Below are 19,036 nucleotides of genomic sequence, written 5' to 3' on the forward strand. Positions count from 1 at the left end.
TGATACCTTCGGCGGGTGAGGCCACGCCGCCTGCTCACCAGGTACGCCGCGGGGCTCACGTCGGCATACCTGCTGACCGTCGCCGAGGTCCTCGCGATCGTGGTAGCGCTCGCCGGCCGTCGTGTCATCACCACCGGCAACGTGATCACCTTCTCGGTGGTCGGCCTGATCGGCACCGTCACGGTGGCGCTGGGCGCGGTCCTGATCCTCCGTCCGTCCCTGCGCTGGCTGAGCTCCGGCCGCCGGCCCACGCCCGGCGAGATCCGGACCACGGCCAAGATCATGCGCCGTCAGGCGGTCATCACGTTGTCGCCGTGGCTGCTCACCGCGGCCATCCTGGTACCGCTTAACGTGCACGCACCGGCGACGGTGTTCGTGGTGCTCACCACCGCGCTGTTGTTCGGCGCGATCGCCACCGTCACCACCGGGTTCCTGTTCACGTTGCGGACTCTGCGGCCCCTGCTGGCGGCCGTGCCCGCCGACGCCAAACGGCCGGCCGCGCCGGGCGTGCGGGCCCGCCTGCTGCTGATGTGGCTGGCCTGTACCGCACTGCCCGGCTCGGCCATCGCGGTGCTGCTGATCCTGCAGTCCCAGAACTGGTTGCTCAACGCGTCGTCCCCGATCGAGCTCGCGCTGCTGATACTCGCTCTGGTCGCGGTCGTGCTCGGTCTACGCTCGATGATCCTGGTGTCGATATCCATCTCGGATCCGCTCCACGAGGTGGCCGAGGCGATGGCCGACGTCGAGAAAGGCGAACTCGATCGCAGCATCGACGTGTACGAGTGGTCCGAGATCGGGCGGCTGCAGAGCGGGTTCAACCGCATGGTCGCCGGTCTGCGGGAACGCGACAGGCTGCGCGACCTGTTCGGCCGCCACGTCGGCGAGGAAGTGGCCCGGCGGGCGTTCGAGCAGGCCGGCACCCGCAGCGACACATCCACCGGCGACGAGCGCGAGGTCGCGGTGTTGTTCATCGATCTGGTCGGCAGCACGCAGCTGGCCACCGAGCGCAGCCCCCACGAAGTCGCCGACATCCTCAACGATTTCTTCCAGATCGTCGTCGCCGAGGTCGACGGACGGCACGGTCTGGTCAACAAGTTTCAGGGTGACGCCGCGCTGGCGGTGTTCGGCGCCCCGCTGCGCATCGACGACCCGTGCTCGGCTGCGCTGGCGACCGCCCGCGCGTTGGCCGCTCAGTTGCGGCGACTGGCAGTGGATTTCGGTATCGGCGTGTCGGCGGGACCGGTGTTCGCCGGCAATATCGGGGCCAGGAACCGCTACGAGTACACCGTGGTGGGTGACGCCGTCAACGAGGCCGCCCGGCTGGCCGACCATGCCAAGGAATTCGAGCGCCGAACCCTGTCCTCGGGTGCGGCACTGACCCGCGCGAACGAGTCCGAGCAGGCCCGGTGGGTCCCATGTGGGCAGGTCACGCTGCGCGGACGCCGCGACCCGACCGAGATCCACACCCCGGGTGGAGGTTAGGTCCCGCGTCGAGATCCGTAGCGGCGCTCACACCGGGCCGACCAGCGGCCTCGCCGCGAATCTCACCGATCGGCCGGCGTGTACCTCAACATCGTCACGTCATGCTCGGGGTAGTCGCAGAAGACCGGCTTGACCCGCATGCCGATCACGATGTCCTTCGGCTCGACATCGACCAGCTCGGTGGAGAACCGCGGTCCCTCGTCCCACTCCACGATGGCGAGCAACTGAGGCACCGCATCGACGAAGTGAGGGCCGACGGGGCGGCGGGCCACGGTGAACGAGTACAGCGTGCCCATGCCCGAGATCTCGTGCCACTCCAGGTCGTTCGCCAGCGTCCTGGGGGCGCGCACCCGGGGATAGAAGACGTAGGACTGCGACGACGGCGAGTACTGAATCACCACCCGATGCTCGGCGAGGGCATCCCAGAACGGCGCAGTGGTAGGCGTTTTGACCGGCATCGGCCGTTCGAAGGTCGGTGTGCTCATGGCTAGTCCCCCTCCAGCACGAGTGTGGTCTGTTCGGACAGGATGCCGCCGTTGCCCGAGACGAACGCACGGTGGCAATCAGGCACCTGCGCCTCCCCGGCCCGGCCCATGATCTGGCGGGCCGCGTCGCACACATGGTGCATTCCCCCCGCATTGCCCGCCTGCCCGAACCCGAGCTGACCGCCTGCGGTGTTCAGCGGAAAGTCGCCGCGGAAGGTCAGGTCGCACTGGGAGACGAACTCCATGCCCTTGCCCTTCCCACAGAAGCCGGCATCTTCCAGACTCAGCAACACAGTGATCGTGTAGCAGTCGTAGATCGACACCATGTTCATCTGCTCGCGGGTGAGGCCCGACATCGCGAACGCCGTCTCTGCGGCCCGGGCGATCGGCGTCTGCAGCAGATCCGCGGCGTAGGTGGGCGTCTTGTAGGGCACCTGCTCGCCGAAACCCTTGATCCACACCGGCCGGTTCTTCGCGCGGGCGGCGACGTCGGCGCTGGCCACCACCACCGCCGCACCACCCAGGCAGGGCATCACGATCTCGAGCATGTGCAGCGGGTCGGCGATGACCGGGCTGGCGAGCACGTCCTCGATCGTGAGCGGTTTGTCCTTCCAGATGGCCCCTTCGGTGTGGTTTGCGTTGAAGCGTTGGTCCACCACGATCTTGGCCATCGCCCGCTCGTCGTAGCCGTACACCGAGGCATAACGCTGGGCGACCTGGCCGTACGGCCCGTTCTGGCCCAGATTGCCGTACGGGATCTCGAATTCGGCCTGCGGAGAACCGAACTGGTTGCTCGACGCTCCGAAGAACATGGCGTCGACCAGCGGTCGGGGTTTTCTCTCCGATGTCGCTGTCAGGTAACGCGCCGGGATCGCACACAGCACCACGTCGCAGATCCCGAGTTCGATCGCCGCGGCAGCGCGCCAGACAATGCCCACCGCACTGGCGCCGCCCAGGTCCACCATCTCGGCGAAATTGGCTCGGACGCCCAGGTATTCGGCCACCGTCGATGGAACGAAGATCTCCGACTCGCTCAGGTGTGTGGTGACCAGGCCGTCGACCGACTCACCGGGCAGCCCGGCATCGTCGAGCGCCGCGGCGCCGAGTTCCGCCCACTGCTCCAGGGTGAAAGGCGCCGGGGTGGCATTGTTCAGCCGTTCCGGGGGCAGCTCCACGTAACCGACGATCGCGGCCTCACCGCGCAGACCCATGGGTATCTCCTGTCGCTCCGTAGCCCCGCGTCGCACTCACGCGCGAGGCAGTCCGAGGATCATCTGGGCGATGATGTTGAGCTGGATCTCCTTCGTCCCGCCGCCGATCAGTTCCGCCGGCAGGTGGAAGTAGGGTTCGACGATCGCCGGCTCGGAGTCTTCGACGAGTGCCGCCGGTGCGGCGAGCTCGAGCGTGGCCTTGAAGATGCGTCGCAGCATCACGTTCATGGCGACCTTGGCGATGCTCGATGCCGGTCCGGCGGCCTGCCCGTCGAGCAGGCGCATCACCTCGCGCAGTGCGAGCACCTTGATCGCGTTGGCGTACGCGTCGGCCTCGCCCAGCGCGGCCAGCACCCGGCTGCGGTCGGCGCGCTCCTCGGCGGCCAGTGCGCGAAGGATGCTGGCCCGGTCGAAGTTGACGTAGCCGCTGATCGCGACCCGCTCCTGCGCCATCGTCGCGATCGCCAGGTTCCACCCGTCGGTCGGCTCGCCCAGCAGCATTTCGTCCGGGACGAACACGTCGGCGAGGAACACCTCGTTGAAGTGAGACTCACCGGTGGCCTGCCGGATCGGTTGCAGGTCAACGCCTTCGGAATTCATGTCGACGATGAAGTAACCGATTCCCCGGTGCTTGGCGACATCCGGGTCGGTGCGGGCGAGTAACGCCCCGAAGTCGGCGGTGTGCGCCGACGACGTCCAGATCTTGTGGCCGTTGATCCGCCAGCCGCCGTCGACCTTGGTCGCGCGCGTAGTCAGCGAAGCGAGGTCGGAACCCGCCCCGGGCTCGCTGAACAACTGGCACCAGCCGAGCTCCCCCCGCTGGGTTGGCGGGATGAACCGCTCCTGGATGTGTTCGGGTGCCGAGCTGATCAGTGTCGGCAGGATCCATTCGGAGATCCCCAGTGAGGGCCTCACCAGGTCGGGCCGTTTGGCGAACTCCTCGTCGATGATCAACAGCTGCAGCTGCGTGGCCTCCACCCCCCACGGCCGCGGCCAGTGCGGCGCGATCAGACCCGCTTCGGCCAGCAGTGTCCGCTGGGGTCCGGTCGCGAGGTTCTCATAGTCGCCTTGGCGCCCCGGACGGTCGTTGCGCAGGGTCCTCGCCTCGTCCAGCACCGCTGCCACGCCGCGGCGGAACTCGAGGTCGACGTCGCCGAGCTTCACCGAGACGTCGCGTCCGTGTGTGCGGGTGAGTTCGCCGAGCGACTCGGCGTACCGGCCGGAGGGACCGATCGACGCGGCCAGGCTCGTCGCCTTGCGCCAGTACAGGTGAAGGTCGTGCTCCCAGGTGTATCCGATCGCGCCGAACATCGTCAGGGCGTCGAGGGCCAGTTCGGGTGCCGGCGTGATCGCCATCAGCGCCGAACCCCACGCCGCGATGCGGTGCTGCGCCGGGTCCTCCGATGCCGACCGGACTGCGTCCCACGCCGCCGAACTCGCCAGCTCGCTGTTGACCAACAGCATCGCCGCCTGGTGCTGGAGGGCCTGGAAAGTCCCGATCGGCCTGCCGAACTGCTCCCGGGTGCGCAGATGATCGGTGACGGCCTGCACACACCAGCGGAGTACGCCGGAAGCGGCAGCGGCTGCCAGCGCGACCGTCATACACCGCGCCCGGACGTCGTCGATGCCGCTCAGCGCCGCGTCGTCGGTGCAGCGGTGGCCGTCGAGCCGCACCACCCCCACGTCCACAGTCCGGTCGGTCGCGACGCGGCTCTCGACCGAGACCCCCGGTCCCGCCGGATCGATCGCGAACCACGCGGTGCCCTCACCGGTGTCGGCCGACACCAGAAGGATCCGCGCCGCGCAGGCCCCCGCGATCGGCGTAGAACGGCCGTCGATCCGCCAGCCGTTTGCGCCCGGCACGGCGCGGAAACCGTTGTCGCCGGCCAGGATCACCGCGCCGGACGCACCATCGGCGAGGGCCCCGATCAGGGCCTGCCGTGCCGGTGTGTCGTCGGCCAGCAGCGCGACCGCGCTGGTGGACACCGTGGCCAGCACCGGCCCCGGCAACAGCGCCGCGGCCGCCGCCTCGATCACGCAGGCGGTGTCGGTCAGCGTGCCGCCCTGGCCGCCCACCTCTTCGGGCAGGTGGACGGCGTGGAAACCATTGCCGACGAACTGTTCCCACCACGGTGGCAGCTCCCCGGCGGCGAGCGCCTCGAAGGACTCGCGGGTCTTGTCGACCGGCGCGTGGCGGGCGGCGAACTGGGCGACGGCAGCGCCGAGCTGTTCCTGCTCCGGTGTCAGGCCGATGGTCATCGCGCTCCTTCGGCTACGCGACGGGGCCGGTCTCGGAAGAAGCGCGCGGCCGCTTCGACGGCTTCCGAGCTGGGCCGCGGCTGCCCGCCGAGCTCCCGGACCGCCTTGAAATGGTCCATCGGGGACATGATGTGCAACAACCGGATGTTCAGCGGCGTGCGCACCGGATGGCCGTCGATCCCGCGGGTGGAACTGGTGGTGCGGATCATCACCTGCACGTCGGGCTCGCCGTCGGCCACCAGTTGCTTGACGACATGGGAGCCGAGGAATCCGCTGGCGCCGATCACCAGCTTGGTTCCCGCCATCGTCCGGCTCCTCCACATCTCCTTAAACGAGACGCAACGTCTCGTCTTGTGGCACACTACGGGCGATGCCACAGTGTGTAAAGCCGGACGGACGCTCCTGATGGCCACCGAGACCGCGGCGCCCCGGCGGCGCAGCGAGAAGTCCCGGGTGGCCATCATGACCGCCACCCGCAAGCTGCTGATGGAACGGGGTTTCGACAAGCTCAGCATCGAGGCGGTGGCCACCCGGGCGGGTGTCGGCAAGCAGACGATCTACCGTTGGTGGTCGAGCAGGCACGCCCTGGTCGCCGACGTCATCCTCGAAGACGCCGACCGGATCCTGCGCCCCATCGGTCGCACCGACGACGTGACCGCCGATGTCTGCGCGTGGTCGACCGCGCTCGCGACGGCGTTGACCACTCAACGCGGCCACGCGATGCTGCGAATCTTGACCGCCGCCGGGATGGAGAACCCCGACACCGCGACACGCCTGCACGCCGGCTTCAGTCGCCCGCTGCACGACACCGTGCGAAACCGATTGACGGAGGCCGGTTTCACGAGCGCTGCGGCCCAGGATGCCACCGACGCGATCGTCGGCGGCATCGTCTACGCGATCCTCGGCGAAGGCCGCGCGTTCTCGCCGGGACGCGCCGAGTCGATCACCCGCACCGTACTCGGCAGTTGACGTTGAGGGCTCAGCGCCACCGCGCCCACACATACGGGACCAGCGAGCGCAGGAACTCCAGGTCGGGTCCCGGCACCGCCGCCGTGAAGGCGTGCTCGAAGTAGTCCTCCGCGACGAGCAGGATGCCCTCGGCGTACTCGCGGGTGTACTCGATGCTGCCGTAGTCGTCCATCAGTCGACGCACCTCGGTCACCATCTCCTGGGTGCGCTGCGTCCGCCCGCGGCGCAGATAGTCGGCCAGCACTTCTCGGTCGGTGCCGGTGGCCGCCGACACCAGGTGCATCAGCGGCAGGGTCCGTTTGCCCTCGTACAGGTCGCCCAGGATCTCCTTGCCGTACGTTCGTTCGTCGCCGACGAGGTTGAGCAGGTCGTCACGGATCTGAAACGCCGCACCGAAGTGAAACCCGAAGCCCACCAACGCTGCCAGGTCCGCGGTTCCCCCTGAGCCGACCAGAGCTCCGACGCGTAGCGGGTGAATCGTGGTGTACCAACATGTTTTCCGCATGATCAGGTCTAGGTAGTCGGCCGGACCGAGATCCTCGACCCGATCGAGCTGCCAACCGACTTCGATGGCCTGCCCCTCCAGCGTGCGCATCGCCATGGTGTCGAACTCGTGCCACACCAGATCGGCCAGTTCGTCGTCGAGTTGCCTTGTCGCCCTTCGGAGCACCTGGCTCGCCACCACCGCGAGACCGTCGCCGGCATTGAGCGCCGCGGCGATGCCGTGCGCCGCGGCCAGCGTCGGTCTGCCACGGCGCATCTGACTGCCGTCGGCGATGTCGTCGTGCACCAGGAACGCATTGTGCAGCAATTCGATCGCGATCGCGATGTCCAGCACGGCATCCGGTCCGGCCCCGAACGCGCGACTCGCCGCCAGACACAGCGCCGGCCGAAGCGCCTTGCCGGGGCGCGACGGATACTCGCGCATCGGCGCATACAGCCACTCCACCGGCTCTCCGTCGGGAATCGCATCGAGCATCCCCCGGCGGACGGTCTTGGCCACGCTACGCAGGTGATCGTCGACCTCACCGACCAATTCGTTCCGATCGACGGTGCCGGTCACGACGCACCCTGCCCGAGCACCAGAACCAGCGGCAGCCACACGCCGGGGTGCCCGTCGACCAGAATCATGCCGCGGTAGGTGCCCGCAGCGGTGTGCCGTGGCAGCTCGAATTGCACGGTGATCCCCCGACTGCTACGCCCCGGCATCGGTACGATCTCGGGCTCGAACCCCGCCACCTCGGAACCGATGGTCCCACCGTGGTCCGCCAGCAGCCCTCCGCATCGCAGCCTGATCTTTCCCAAATCAACGGAACCGCTGTTACGCAACCACAGCTCTGCGGTTGCTACACCGGTCGGTGCCGCTGTCAGCTGCACGCATCCCGACGCCGTCGCCGTCGCCAGATCGAGCGTGGGTTCGGCCGGGGCGGACGGTTGCTCGCGCTGCTGTACAGGCAGTTTGAGGAACTGGTCGACCATGGCCCACCACGATGCCACGAACGGCTCCAGTCCGGTGGCCCCGAACAGGTCCGTCTGATCGTGACCGCCCGACGGGGTCACCGGTTGGCCCGGTTGACCGTAGGCACCGATGCCGGCTGAGGCCATCCTGACGAACCGGTCGACGAGTTCGCTCGCAGCGCGGAAGCCGTCGGCCTGAATTGCGCTGAGCGCCCGTAGGTTTGCTGCGGAATCAAATACCGCTGCCCACGGGAGTTCGTTGCTGGATCTGCCTCCGCCCCCTGCGTCCATGCGCTTCGCCTCCCTCGAATTTAACGCGCGCCAACGCCTCTATGACGGTATGCTAGCTGCGCATACGACAGCAGGAGGGGGCATGTCGGTACTGCGCGCGATACTCGAATTGCAAGGATCTCTGGACACCGCGACCGTCCGGACCGGCGACCCGAGCGTCGCCGAGATTGCCGACCGATTCCTCCCCGGCAGCTCGTCGACCCCGGAGTGGTACCGGGAACTGCTCGCGTTCATGCTCCCCGGCGCCCCGCAGGTCGACGCCGATCCCACCAACGCGATCCTGGCACTGCAGGAGACGGACTCCACACCGACCGTGCCGGAGCAGGCGCGATTGATCTATGCCCTGGGCGCGGTGATTCACCTGACCAGCAACGTCCCCGACGGTGTCGTGCTGCCGTTCGACGACCCCACCACCGGGCCGGCCAGGAGTGCTCTGATCTCGTTGCTCGGTCCGACGTTTCCCGAACCATCCGGCTCGCAACGTCCGGCCGACCCTCAGGCGCTCCAGCACGAAGGGGACGAACTGCAAACGATCATCGGTCTTTTCGACCAGCAGTTCACCGGATGGCAGGATTGGGACGACGTCGCGCAGCAGCTCGTCGCGCTGGGGGTGCTCTCCGCCGACGCCGCCGCGGTGCCGCTCTGCCGGCCGTCGGTGGTGTCGATCGGCGGGCGGGACGCGATCGTCGTCGACACGGATTTCACCTCCCAGGAGGTATCCCTCAATCAGGTCAAAGGCGTTGCCGATCCGCGGAATTGGGACGAGAACTACCCCGCATTCTTCTGCCACATGGAGTACCGGAATCTGCGTCCCGACGGTTGGCGGCGGGTGCTGGAGACAGTGGGGATCTGTGCGTTCCCGCCGCCGATCGGCATCCAGCTTCACACCATGCTGAAGTTCTTCAAGACCACGGTGGATCTGCCCGGCAGCCACAGCGCGCGTTTGGACTACGACCTCAACGACCCCCTTCCGGATCCGGACAGCGACGGCCGCATCACGATCGACCGCGGCTACATCAACATGTGGGCCCCCCAGGGCAACCCCGACGTGCCGCCGGTGGCGGTGCGCACCCGCAAGGTGGTGCGTATCGAGGGTATGCGCGCCTTCACCCAGGGGCGGTTCGTCTGCATATTCGGATATGCTTACGCCACAATGGAAATGCTTTTCGGGTCGGCGAAGCGTCCGCCGGAAAAGGGCGAGTACCGCTGGCCGTGGCTCGACGCCCCCGAGATCCCCGACAACGCAGCGCAGTCCTCGCCTGCGCAACCCCCGGACAACTCGGCGGCATCGACTGTCATCACGATGGCCGTCCAGTGCGTCGAGGACATGACCACCAGACATCTCGACGTGACCGACAAATGGATGTCGGGTCAGCTCACCCTGGCGGACCTGGCGCAGTACAGCGCCGAGGTCGGCGCGCGCATCGCCAGCGAGCCGTGGCGGATCATGCTGGCCCTGTCGAAGCCGAAGGGAGGCGCGAAATGACCGGCCCGACCAATCCCATCGACGCAAACAGGGCGACGACGCAGAAGCTCATCGAGGACACCAGCCGGCTCTGGAACACCGCCGCCGAACAGAGCGACTCGGCCGAAGGGCTGGGCATCGACGGCCGGATCGGTCTGGTACACGGTCTGATCGACGCGTGGGTCAAGGCATATGTGGCATTTCTGGAGACCCTCATCAAGGGCGGCGCCTGCCTTCCGGTGCCCTCGACGCTGGGCCCACCGCTGCCCTCTGAGGAGATCACCGTCGCACCAAGGACATTCCCGCGCACCCTGGAATTCGTCGGACCGCTGGTCCGGGTCGGCCTGCCCAAGGTCACGGTCCAGCCCCCCGCCGTGGCCTTCGACCCGCCGTTCCTGCCCGCAGGGATCGACAAGTTCCGGATCGTCCTCGTTGACCACAGGTTCATCGGCTCGAACTACGCGGGCACCGTGCGGCTGAGCAGTTCGGCCGGCGCGACGAACCTGTCGCCCCAGGATTTGGTGCCCGACGAGGTGTCGGTCACCGTCGGGCTGTGAGCGACGACGACGTCCACACCCCGATCGACGATCTGTTGACCAGGGCGGTACAGGCGATCAACCGTGGCGACCGGCGGACCGCCGACGCACTCGCCGACCAGGTTCTGGCCGTGGACGGGGATAACCAGGAGGCCGAGGATCTGCTCACCGCACCCGATGAGCAGGGTGAGATGCGCAGGCTGACCATCATGTTCGCCGACCTGGTCGACTCGACGGCGTTGTCCACCCGCGTCGAACCCGAGGTGTACCGCACGGTGATCGGGCGCTACCGCGAGGAGGTCGTCCGCCTCGTCGACCACTACGAAGGCCACATCGCGTCCGTCAAGGGCGATGGTCTGCTCGCACTCTTCGGGCATCCGAAGGCCCACGAGAACGACGCGCATCGCGCGGTGTACGCCGGCCTGGACATTGTCCGTGCGATAGCCGAACTCAGCGAGCGGGTGCGGCGCCGGTTCGGATTCGGCATCAGCGTGCGGGTGGGCATCCACCGCGGGCTGGTGTACCTCGACACCGTCCAGGACGACATCTACGGTCTTGGGGCGAATTTCGCCGCGCGGGTGTGCAGCGTGGCCGATCCCGGCTCGGTCGCGGTGTCCGAGTCGATCGAACTCGTCGTCCGTGACACCTTCCACACGGATGTGCGCGCGGCGCAGGCCGTGAAGGGCGTGCCCGAGCCCATCACGACGTTCCGCGTCACCGGGGAACGCGACGTGCTCGTCAGCACCACAGGGCCGCTCGTCGGCCGCGAGCCCGAACTGGAGCATTTGCGGTCGTGTTGGCAGCTGGCCCGGCACCACACGCTCGGCACGCCCGGGGTCGCGTTCCAGGGTGAGGGGGGTGTGGGCAAGACGCGACTGGCCTACGCCGCGGTCGAGATGGCTGCGCGGGACGGCGCGGTGGTGCTCGGGTTGTTCGGATCCCCGTTCCACGCCGATGTCGGTCTGCGACCGGTGCGGCGACTTCTGGAGCGCCGCTGCGGGATCCAGCGCGAAAGCAACCCCGCCCAACGGCTGCGCGCCTTGGAGAACGAGGTGCTGCAGCGGTCGTTGAGCCCCGAGACGGTCGTCCCGCTGCTGGCACCCGTGTTGGGCATCCGGGCCGAGAGCGGGTACCAGGCCGTCCAATCCGAGGGTGCGAAGTTGTCGGCGCGCATCGCCGGTGCAGTCCAGGATTATCTGCGCGCCTGCATCGATTCCGGCCCGGCCCTCGTCCTTGCCGACGACGTGCACTGGTTCGACCCCGACACCGTTGCCGTCCTGAAGACGTTGCTCGGCATCGAGACCGGAAAGCTGATGGTGGTCATCACCGGCCGCACCCTGCCACCACTCGGTGACCGCGTCACCGAGTTCTCGGTGCAACCGCTCGACGAGGCCGAGGCCGACGAACTGGTCGGCAAGCTGCACCCCGAACTGTCCGGCGACGCGCGCCGGGCGGTCCGCGCGCGCTGCGACGGCATCCCGCTCTACATCGAAGAGGTCGTCGCGCGTCTGAAGGATCAGCCCAGGGGCGACATCCGGGCGACTGCGGTTCCCGACACACTCTATGAAGCCCTCTTCGCCCGCCTGCACACCGATCCCGACGCATTGCGCTTCGTGGGCGCTGCCGCGCTGATCGGCAGCAGGTTCGATCGGGGGCTGTTATCCCGGGTGCTGGGGCTCGACCTCGACGCGATCGAGGCGACTCTGACCGGCCTGGCACAAGCCAGGGTGGTCGAACCTGTCGACAAGGAGAGCTGGCGCTTTCGTCACGAACTGCTGCGCGAGGTGGCGGTCGAGGTGTCTCCCCCGACCGTGCGCCGCCGACTGCACAGCCGCATCGCCGACGCCCTCGTCGCCGGCGCCGATCGCGCCGACCCCGAATGGTCCTTGCTCGCCCAGCATTACGAGTCGGCGGCACGATACGGTGAGGCGGCCACCGCGTACGAGCACGCGTCGACCGACGCCCGCCGGCGCGGCGCGCTGACCGAGGCGCGGGCCCATCTGGCCAAGGCATTGGCCGATGTCGCCATGGACAAACCTGGCCCGGCCCGGGATCACCGTGAGATCGAACTTCGTTTGGAGTCAGGCCATCTCGCGTCCGCGGCACAGGGTCATTCCAGCCCGGAGGCGGTCGCCGAGTTCGAGCGTTGTCTGGAGCTCATCGGTCCGGATCCGTCACCTGAGCTCTACGCCACGTTGAATGCGTTGTGGATCTACTACACGGCCCGGGGGGACCTGCGCCGTAGCACCCAACTCGCCGAGACGCTGCAGGCCAAGGTGGACAAGTCACCGAAAGCCGCACCGGGGATGGCCACCACCATGGGAATCTTGGCCGGTTTCCGTGGCGATTTCCACGGTGCGCGGGACATGCTGGAGAAGGCGGCGGCCTCTGTCCTGGACTCGTCGGCGCAGTCCTCGTTCACCTACTATGGCCCGAACGATCCGATCGGTGGCATGTACTCGTTCCTCGCCTTCGTGCGGTTCGTCCAGGGCGATCTGGACGGCGCCGAGGACGCTTTGAAACTCATGGAAGCGCGCAGCTTGGCGGTCGGATTCCCGAAGGGCGCCTTCAGTTTGTGCTACGGACGATCCATCGAGGCGCTGGTGCGATCTGAGTCCGGCCAGCCCGCTGTCTGCGCCGACCTCGCCTCCGGACTCGTCTCCCTGGCAAAGCAATACGACTTCGACGAATGGGTGATGGTCGGATGGAGCCAACAGAGTTCCGGACTCGCGATGGCCGCGCTCGCCGACGGCCGGACCGATCGCGCCGTCCTGGAACCTCACATCGAGACAATGCGGACGGTCGTCCGGACGTGGCGGGCCTTCGAGGTGATGACATTCCTCGCAATGTCCGATGCCGTGCTCGCCCGGCTGCTGATCGCTGTCGGTGATCTGGACGAGGCCCGTGAATGCCTCGATGTCTCGCTGAAGATGGGGCAGGACACCTGGATTCAGTTCTACGACGCCGAACTGCTGCGGCTTCGCGCGCAGACATTCCCCGACCAGCAGGCACGGCATGAACAGCTGCGCTCCTCGCTTGAGCTGGCCCGTAGACAAGGGTCCCATCTTCTCGGACTACGCTCTGCCATCGACGATTTCGTCCTCACGGGCGATGCCGCCCGGCATGCGCTGCGCGATGCGCTCCAGCGGCTGCCGGAAGATTCGGCACTGCCGGAGGTCTCGCGTGCCCGAACGCTGCTACGGTGACCCGGAAGCGGCAACGGGTCGCCGTCCTCGGCGGCGGCATGGCGGGCCTGACCGCAGCATGGCGGCTCAGCGAACCCGGGTGGCGGGACCGTTTCGAGTCCATCACGGTGTATCAGCGGGGGTGGCGGCTCGGCGGAAAGGCGGCATCGAGCCGCGGTGTGCACGGCCGTATCGAAGAGCACGGCCTGCACGTGTGGCTGGGATGCTATGAGAACGCCTTTGTGGTACTACGGGAGTGCTACGCCGAACTCGACCGCGCCACAACGGATCCGAACTCGCCTATCCAGTCCTGGGACGATGCCTTGGTGCCGGCGCACTCGTTGGGTATCGCCGAGCGGTCGGGCGAGCGCTGGCTGGTGTGGCCCGGCCGGCTCGCCGCCGACAGCGAACTACCTGGCGAACCGGACTCGACCGGCACCGAGTTCACTGCTGTCGACTTCGCGCTGCGCGCCATGGCGCTCGTCGTCGCCTTCGTCGACTCGCTCACCACGTCGGCCGATGCGTCGTCACCCACCGCAGAGCTGACACGACAGCTCGAGGCGATCCGCAGCGTGGCGACCGTGGTCCTGACGGGTCTGATCAAGCCGCCGGCACCGCTGACCGTGCCCGCCGACATCCTGCTTCGCGCCCAGGACGTGATCGCCGACGCTCTCGACCACGACCAGCCTCTCGAGACCCGTCGGCTGTTACTGCTGGTCTCGATGGAGACCGCCGTGGTGCACGGCATCATCGCCGACGGTCTCGTAACCGACCCGAAGGGATTCCGCACCATCAACGACGAGGATTTCTGCACGTGGATCACCCGGCACGGCGCACACCCGGGTGTCGTCGATTTCCCCCTCGTGCGCGGACTGTACGACATCGTCTTCGGCTACGAGGACGGCGACGTCGGACGGCCCGCACTGGCCGCCGGTGTCGCCGTCCTGCTGACCGGCATCGCGCTGTTCCGGTACAAGGGGGCGTTCTTCTGGAAGATGACCGCCGGTATGGGCGACATCGTCATCGCCCCCATGTACCAGGTGCTGCGGCGGCGCGGAGTGCGGTTCGAGTTTTTCCACCGCGTCGACTCCCTTCACCTGGACGGATCGCGGCAGGCCGTCGAGGCGGTGACGGTGGGGCGGCAGGCCCGGTTGGCCGGGGGTGTCACCGAATACGAACCGCTCACCAGGGTCGGGGGCCTGCCGGTGTTCCCGGCCCGTCCGCTGGCGCGACAGCTCGACGGCGGTGCGCGCCTCGAAGATGCCGAGTCCCACTTCTGCGAGCGAGCCGATGTCGAAGTCCGGGTGCTGCGCCGGGGTGTCGAGTTCGACTCGGTCGTGCTTGCCGTCTCACTCGGAATGGTCGAACTCGTGGCGGCCGAGCTCGTCGCGGACAACCCGCAGTGGCGTGACATGACCACGCATGTGCGCACCGTCGCCACGCAGGCATTCCAGCTGTGGCTGCGGCCCGAGGAGGCGGCTCTCGGGTGGGACCTTCCCGGTGTCACCACCAGCGGCTACGTCGCGCCATTCGACACCTGGGCGTCGATGCCGCAGACGCTGTGGGCCGAACAGTGGCCCGACCACGACCGCCCCGGAACCGTGGCCTACTTCTGCGGTGCGCTGAACACTGTGTGGCCCAACACTGTTGAACCGGCAGATTACGTCGCCCAGTGCCGGCGGCAGACCCTCGACGGCGCCGTCGGTTATCTGGACAGCCATGTCGGGTTGTACCTTCCGGGCGCGGCCACCGCCGACGGCTTCGCCTGGCATCTGCTTGCCGGCAATGACGGGCTGTGCGGCATCGAGGCTCTGCAGACCCAGCACGTCAGCGTCAACATCGACCCGTCGGATCGATATGTGCTGTCTGTCCCCGGTTCCGACAGATATCGGCTCCGTTCCGACGAGAGCGGCTACGACAACCTCGTCCTCGCCGGCGACTGGACCGATACCGGTCTGAACGCCGGATGCATCGAAGCGGCGGTCATCTCGGGCCTGCAAGCCGCCAACGCGCTTCTCGGCCGCGGCCAGCGGCACCGTATCCGCGGGTTCTTCATGCCCTGACGCTCAGTCCAGCCGCGCGACGTCGAACGTCACCCCGGCCGCGCGCAGCCGCGCAGCCAGCACCTCGCCCATCGCCGAGGCCGGCGTCAGCACCCCGGCGCGGTCCGGCAGCCGGTCCCGCTCGAAGGCGAGTGCGAGCGCGCCCTCTCCCAACAGCACTGCAGTGGAGGCATATCCGGGATCGGCGCGCTGGCCCATCCGGGCCACATACCGCCTGCCGTCGCTGGTGACGGCGTACGTCTCGACTCGGTAGTGGCCGGTGCCCGTGTCGTCACGCGAACCGACCGTCGTCCGTGAGGTCATGGCTTCCAGAACGCCGGGAGGGATCATCTGCAAGTACGGGCCGCCGAGTGTGGCCGCGGCGCTGATGGTCGCATTGGTCATCAGCGCCATCACCGGCGCCGCCGCCGAGCAGCCCATGCTGGCGGCCTCGCGGTAGCGGAACCGCCGCCCGTACCTCCAGTTCAGCAAGGCATTGCTGCGGCGCACGCACCGGGTGTTGTAGAGCGCCATCAGATATCCGCTGGTCCACAGTCCCGCCAGTTCGGGCGCGAGCTCCTCCCCCCGCTGCAACGACAGATCGGGCTGCGGGCCCAGATCAGGCTCGGCAGAACGGTTGGGGCTCAGGCTGTACGGATCGTCGAGGAGTTGCCGCATGTCAGGGTCACCGGAGCCCGCGCGCATCAGGGACAGCATGGTTTCCACGCTCCCCCGCGAGAATCCGGCGGCGTAGTTCGCCGACCTCAATACGCACGTGGTGTCGCCCAGCTCGCCGCCGCCGTCGGCGGTCAGCTGACGGTGCAGCGCGTAGACGGTCAAGTCCGACGGGACCGAGTCGAAGCCGCACGAATGCACGATCCGGGCGCCGGTGCCCGCCGCCGCCCGGTGACAGCGGTCGATGCTGGTGCGGACGAACGGGATCTCGCCGGCCACGTCGACGTAGTCGGTGCCTGTCGAGGCGCACGCTTGAACCAGCGGCAGACCGAGACGACCGTACGGGCCGACCGTGCTGACGACCAGCCCCGACCTGACCACGATCTGGGCGAGCCGTGCCGGATCGGTCAGGTCGGTGCGCAGCAGGGGCCAGTCCGCGGCCGGCGCCCCCAGCGCTTCCCGCAACGCGCCCAACCGCTGCTCCGACCGGCCCGCCAGACCGATGCGCGCGTCCGGCCAGGCGGCGGCGAGGTATCGGGCCGTCAGCGTGCCGACGGACCCGGTGGCCCCGAAGAGCACGATGTCGAGGTCGCGGCCGGCCCGCATGGTGGCGACGCTACCGCAGCGGTGCTGCCGCCGCCGGGGACTCGTGACGCCGAGTTCCGGTGCGTCTTCGCCCATCCGAGGGCGCGACCGACTTGGATGGGCCCATGGCCGACATCAGCCGCCGTCGTTGCGTTCCCTCCGCCCCCGAGGAGGTGTGGGGGTTGCTCGCCGATTTCGGCGCGCTGGCCACATGGGCCGACGACGTCGACCATTGCTGCCTGCTCAACGGCGACGAGGGTTCGGGACCTGTCGGGCTGGCCCGCCGAGTTCAGCGCGGCCGCCAGACCTTCGTCGAGACGATCGTGGAATTCGACGCCCCACATGTCCTCGCCTACCGGGTCGCCGGTGTGCCGAAGGGTTTCTCGGTGACCAACCGCTGGAACGTGGCGCGCGGGCCCGGGGACGCGACTACGGTGACCCTGACGAGCACGATCCGGTCGTCGCATCCCCTGTGGCGTCCCGTCGCCGAACGCGCTTTCGCGGGGTTGATGGCACGGAACTCGAGCAGGCTGCTCGACTCGCTGGTGAACACCGTGGAAGGAACGGCATGACCTCCGAACGGCCCGACATCGTCGTCATCATGACCGACGAAGAGCGTGCGGTCCCGCCGTACGAGCCCGACGACCTCCGTATGTGGCGTGACCGGACGTTGAGCGGCCGAAAATGGTTTCACGACAACGGGGTCAGCTTCACGCGCCACTACACGGGCTCACTGGCCTGCGTGCCGTCCCGGCCTACCATCTTCACCGGCCAGTATCCCGATCTGCACGGCGTGACGCAGACCGACGGCATCGGGAAGGCCCATGATGATTCGCGGCTCAGATGGCTACGCCCCGGTGAAGTGCCCACCCTCGGGCACTGGCTGCGTGCCGCTGGTTATGACACCCACTATGACGGCAAGTGGCACATCTCGCACGCCGACCTCACCGACCCGCAGACCGGCAAGTCGCTGGCCACCAACGACGACGACGGGGCGGTCGACCAGGCCGCGGTGCGCCGCTACCTGGATGCCGATCCGCTGGACGCGTACGGGTTTTCGGGCTGGGTGGGCCCGGAACCGCATGGTGCCAAGCTGTCCAACGCGGGCATCCGCCGTGATCCGTTGATCGCCGACCGGGTGGTGGCCTGGCTCGAAGACCGCTACGCGCGACGCCGCGCGGGTGACCCCGCCGCTCTGCGACCGTTTCTCGTGGTGGCCAGCTTCGTCAATCCGCATGACATCGTCCTCTTTCCGGCCTGGGCACGCCGCAACCCGCTGCCCGCATCGCCGCTGGACCCTCCTCCGGTGCCGGCCGCGCCCACCGCGGACGAGGATCTGTCCGGCAAGCCCGCCGCCCAGATCGCGTTCCGCGAGGCGTACTACTCCGGCTACGGTCCGGCACGGTCCATCGAGCGGACCTACCGACGCAACGCCCAGCGCTACCGGGACCTCTACTACCGGTTGCACGCCGAAGTGGACACCCCGATCGACCGGGTGCGCCGCGCCGTCACCGAGGGCGGGACCGGAGCCGGACCCGACGACACCGTGCTGATTCGTACCGCCGATCACGGTGATCTGCTGGGCGCGCACGGTGGGCTGCACCAGAAGTGGTTCAACCTCTACGACGAGGCGACCCGGGTTCCGTTCGTCATCGCCCGGGTCGGCAGCCGCGCCACCATCGCGCGGAGCATCACCGCGCCGACGTCGCACGTCGATCTCGTTCCGACCGTGCTCTCGGCGGCCGGCGTCGACGTGGAGGCGGCCGCCGCCCTCCTGATGGAGTCGTTCTCCGAGGTTCATCCCCTGCCCGGCCGCGACCTCATGCCCGTCGTCGACGGTGACCGGCCCGACGACCACCGCGCGGTGTATCTGATGACGCGCGACAACATGCTGGAGGGTGACACCGGCGCCTCGGGGCTGGCCCGCGCCTTGAAGCTGACCTCGAATGTCCCTGCGCCGCTGCGTATCCGGATCCCAGCCCATACGGCCGCCAATTTCGAAGGGCTGGTGGTGAGGGTCGAGGAAGAGGCGCCCGCGCCCGAGCGCGGGCATCTGTGGAAACTGGTGCGGTCGTTCGACGACCCGGGCACGTGGACCGAGCCGGGGGTTCGTCATCTCGCCGCCGACGGCATGGGCGGACCCGCCTATCGAACCGACCCGCTCGACGACCAATGGGAGCTCTACAACCTCACCGACGACCCGGTCGAGGAACACAACCGGTGGACCGATCCCGAATTGCACGAGCTGCGCGCCCACCTGCGCGCGCGACTGAAACAGATTCGCGCCGAATCGATTCCGGAGCGCAATGAGCCCTGGCCCTACGTCCGGCGACAGCCGCCGCAACGGGCCCCGTGGACACCGGCGCGCGCGTTGCGACGGCTGCGCCGGTGAA

The 19,036-nt window shown here is 68.2% G+C and carries 14 protein-coding genes and 1 pseudogene; 8 read left to right on the forward strand and 7 right to left on the reverse strand.

Features of this window, described 5'->3' with window-relative positions:
* Positions 1-15 precede the first annotated feature (15 nt).
* Entirely contained in the window at positions 16-1,482 is a 1,467-nt protein-coding gene (locus tag KXD97_RS29530) for an adenylate/guanylate cyclase domain-containing protein (protein ID WP_260754567.1), read from the forward strand.
* Between the two features lie 62 nt (positions 1,483-1,544).
* Here KXD97_RS29530 and KXD97_RS29535 read toward each other — a convergent pair whose 3' ends face one another.
* The 4 genes and pseudogenes from KXD97_RS29535 to KXD97_RS33415 all read right to left on the reverse strand — a co-directional run.
* Entirely contained in the window at positions 1,545-1,967 is a 423-nt protein-coding gene (locus KXD97_RS29535) for a Zn-ribbon domain-containing OB-fold protein (protein ID WP_260754568.1), read from the reverse strand.
* 2 nt (positions 1,968-1,969) lie between these two features.
* On the reverse strand, positions 1,970-3,178 hold the full coding sequence (locus KXD97_RS29540; RefSeq protein ID WP_260754569.1) for a thiolase family protein: 1,209 nt from the start codon (positions 3,176-3,178) through the stop codon (positions 1,970-1,972).
* 36 nt (positions 3,179-3,214) lie between these two features.
* Positions 3,215-5,437: an acyl-CoA dehydrogenase gene (locus tag KXD97_RS29545; RefSeq protein ID WP_260754571.1), complete on the reverse strand. Its 2,223-nt coding sequence runs from the start codon at positions 5,435-5,437 to the stop codon at positions 3,215-3,217.
* A gap of 173 nt (positions 5,438-5,610) precedes the next feature.
* Positions 5,611-5,742, reverse strand: a pseudogene (locus tag KXD97_RS33415) (NAD-dependent epimerase/dehydratase family protein); the annotation flags it as partial.
* 100 nt (positions 5,743-5,842) lie between these two features.
* Between KXD97_RS33415 and KXD97_RS29555 the strand changes: the two are divergent.
* Positions 5,843-6,406 (forward strand): TetR/AcrR family transcriptional regulator, encoded by a 564-nt coding sequence (locus tag KXD97_RS29555; RefSeq protein WP_260754572.1) that lies wholly within the window; start codon positions 5,843-5,845, stop codon positions 6,404-6,406.
* Between the two features lie 10 nt (positions 6,407-6,416).
* On the opposite strand, the gene KXD97_RS29560 is transcribed toward KXD97_RS29555, so the two are convergent.
* Positions 6,417-7,469, reverse strand: coding sequence for a polyprenyl synthetase family protein (locus KXD97_RS29560; RefSeq protein WP_260754573.1), 1,053 nt, complete (start codon positions 7,467-7,469; stop codon positions 6,417-6,419).
* Positions 7,466-8,155 carry a hypothetical protein gene (locus KXD97_RS29565; RefSeq protein ID WP_260754574.1) on the reverse strand — a complete coding sequence of 230 codons (690 nt, stop codon included), beginning with the start codon at positions 8,153-8,155 and terminating at the stop codon, positions 7,466-7,468. Before KXD97_RS29565 ends, KXD97_RS29560 begins: the two co-directional genes overlap by 4 nt.
* An 82-nt stretch (positions 8,156-8,237) precedes the next feature.
* On the opposite strand from KXD97_RS29565, the gene KXD97_RS29570 reads away from it, so the two are divergent.
* From KXD97_RS29570 to KXD97_RS29585, 4 genes are read left to right on the forward strand one after another with little or no spacing between them, the layout of a single operon-like run.
* Positions 8,238-9,641: a hypothetical protein gene (locus tag KXD97_RS29570; protein WP_260754576.1), complete on the forward strand. Its 1,404-nt coding sequence runs from the start codon at positions 8,238-8,240 to the stop codon at positions 9,639-9,641.
* Entirely contained in the window at positions 9,638-10,177 is a 540-nt protein-coding gene (locus KXD97_RS29575) for a hypothetical protein (RefSeq protein ID WP_260754577.1), read from the forward strand. The genes KXD97_RS29570 and KXD97_RS29575 overlap by 4 nt, the downstream gene beginning before the upstream one ends.
* Positions 10,174-13,362, forward strand: coding sequence for an adenylate/guanylate cyclase domain-containing protein (locus KXD97_RS29580; RefSeq protein ID WP_260754579.1), 3,189 nt, complete (start codon positions 10,174-10,176; stop codon positions 13,360-13,362). The genes KXD97_RS29575 and KXD97_RS29580 overlap by 4 nt, the downstream gene beginning before the upstream one ends.
* Positions 13,359-15,404, forward strand: coding sequence for an FAD-dependent oxidoreductase (locus KXD97_RS29585; protein WP_313901331.1), 2,046 nt, complete (start codon positions 13,359-13,361; stop codon positions 15,402-15,404). The genes KXD97_RS29580 and KXD97_RS29585 overlap by 4 nt, the downstream gene beginning before the upstream one ends.
* A gap of 3 nt (positions 15,405-15,407) precedes the next feature.
* Here the strand turns inward: KXD97_RS29585 and KXD97_RS29590 are convergent, their stop codons facing one another.
* Positions 15,408-16,664: a trans-acting enoyl reductase family protein gene (locus KXD97_RS29590; RefSeq protein WP_260754581.1), complete on the reverse strand. Its 1,257-nt coding sequence runs from the start codon at positions 16,662-16,664 to the stop codon at positions 15,408-15,410.
* 104 nt (positions 16,665-16,768) lie between these two features.
* Here KXD97_RS29590 and KXD97_RS29595 point away from each other — a divergent pair, with 104 nt between their 5' ends.
* Together KXD97_RS29595 and KXD97_RS29600 are read left to right on the forward strand one after the other, a co-directional pair.
* The gene (locus KXD97_RS29595) at positions 16,769-17,215 is read left to right on the forward strand and encodes an SRPBCC family protein (protein WP_260754582.1); all 447 of its coding nucleotides are present in this window, start codon (positions 16,769-16,771) and stop codon (positions 17,213-17,215) included.
* Positions 17,212-19,035, forward strand: a complete 1,824-nt coding sequence (locus KXD97_RS29600; protein ID WP_260754583.1) for a sulfatase-like hydrolase/transferase — start codon at positions 17,212-17,214, stop codon at positions 19,033-19,035. Before KXD97_RS29595 ends, KXD97_RS29600 begins: the two co-directional genes overlap by 4 nt.
* Position 19,036 lies beyond the last annotated feature (1 nt).

Source organism: Mycobacterium sp. SMC-8, assembly GCF_025263565.1.
Lineage (GTDB): Bacteria > Actinomycetota > Actinomycetes > Mycobacteriales > Mycobacteriaceae > Mycobacterium.

Excerpts from the sequence above, each read along its gene's own strand:
- KXD97_RS29575 (WP_260754577.1), top strand. The coding sequence starts at position 9,638 with ATGACCGGCCCGACCAATCCCATCGACGCAAACAGGGCGACGACGCAG.
- KXD97_RS29595 (WP_260754582.1), top strand. The coding sequence starts at position 16,769 with ATGGCCGACATCAGCCGCCGTCGTTGCGTTCCCTCCGCCCCCGAGGAG.
- KXD97_RS29540 (WP_260754569.1), bottom strand. The coding sequence starts at position 3,178 with ATGGGTCTGCGCGGTGAGGCCGCGATCGTCGGTTACGTGGAGCTGCCC.
- KXD97_RS29535 (WP_260754568.1), bottom strand. The coding sequence starts at position 1,967 with ATGAGCACACCGACCTTCGAACGGCCGATGCCGGTCAAAACGCCTACC.
- KXD97_RS29545 (WP_260754571.1), bottom strand. The coding sequence starts at position 5,437 with ATGACCATCGGCCTGACACCGGAGCAGGAACAGCTCGGCGCTGCCGTC.
- KXD97_RS29570 (WP_260754576.1), top strand. The coding sequence starts at position 8,238 with ATGTCGGTACTGCGCGCGATACTCGAATTGCAAGGATCTCTGGACACC.
- KXD97_RS29555 (WP_260754572.1), top strand. The coding sequence starts at position 5,843 with ATGGCCACCGAGACCGCGGCGCCCCGGCGGCGCAGCGAGAAGTCCCGG.
- KXD97_RS29600 (WP_260754583.1), top strand. The coding sequence starts at position 17,212 with ATGACCTCCGAACGGCCCGACATCGTCGTCATCATGACCGACGAAGAG.
- KXD97_RS29590 (WP_260754581.1), bottom strand. The coding sequence starts at position 16,664 with ATGCGGGCCGGCCGCGACCTCGACATCGTGCTCTTCGGGGCCACCGGG.
- KXD97_RS29565 (WP_260754574.1), bottom strand. The coding sequence starts at position 8,155 with ATGGACGCAGGGGGCGGAGGCAGATCCAGCAACGAACTCCCGTGGGCA.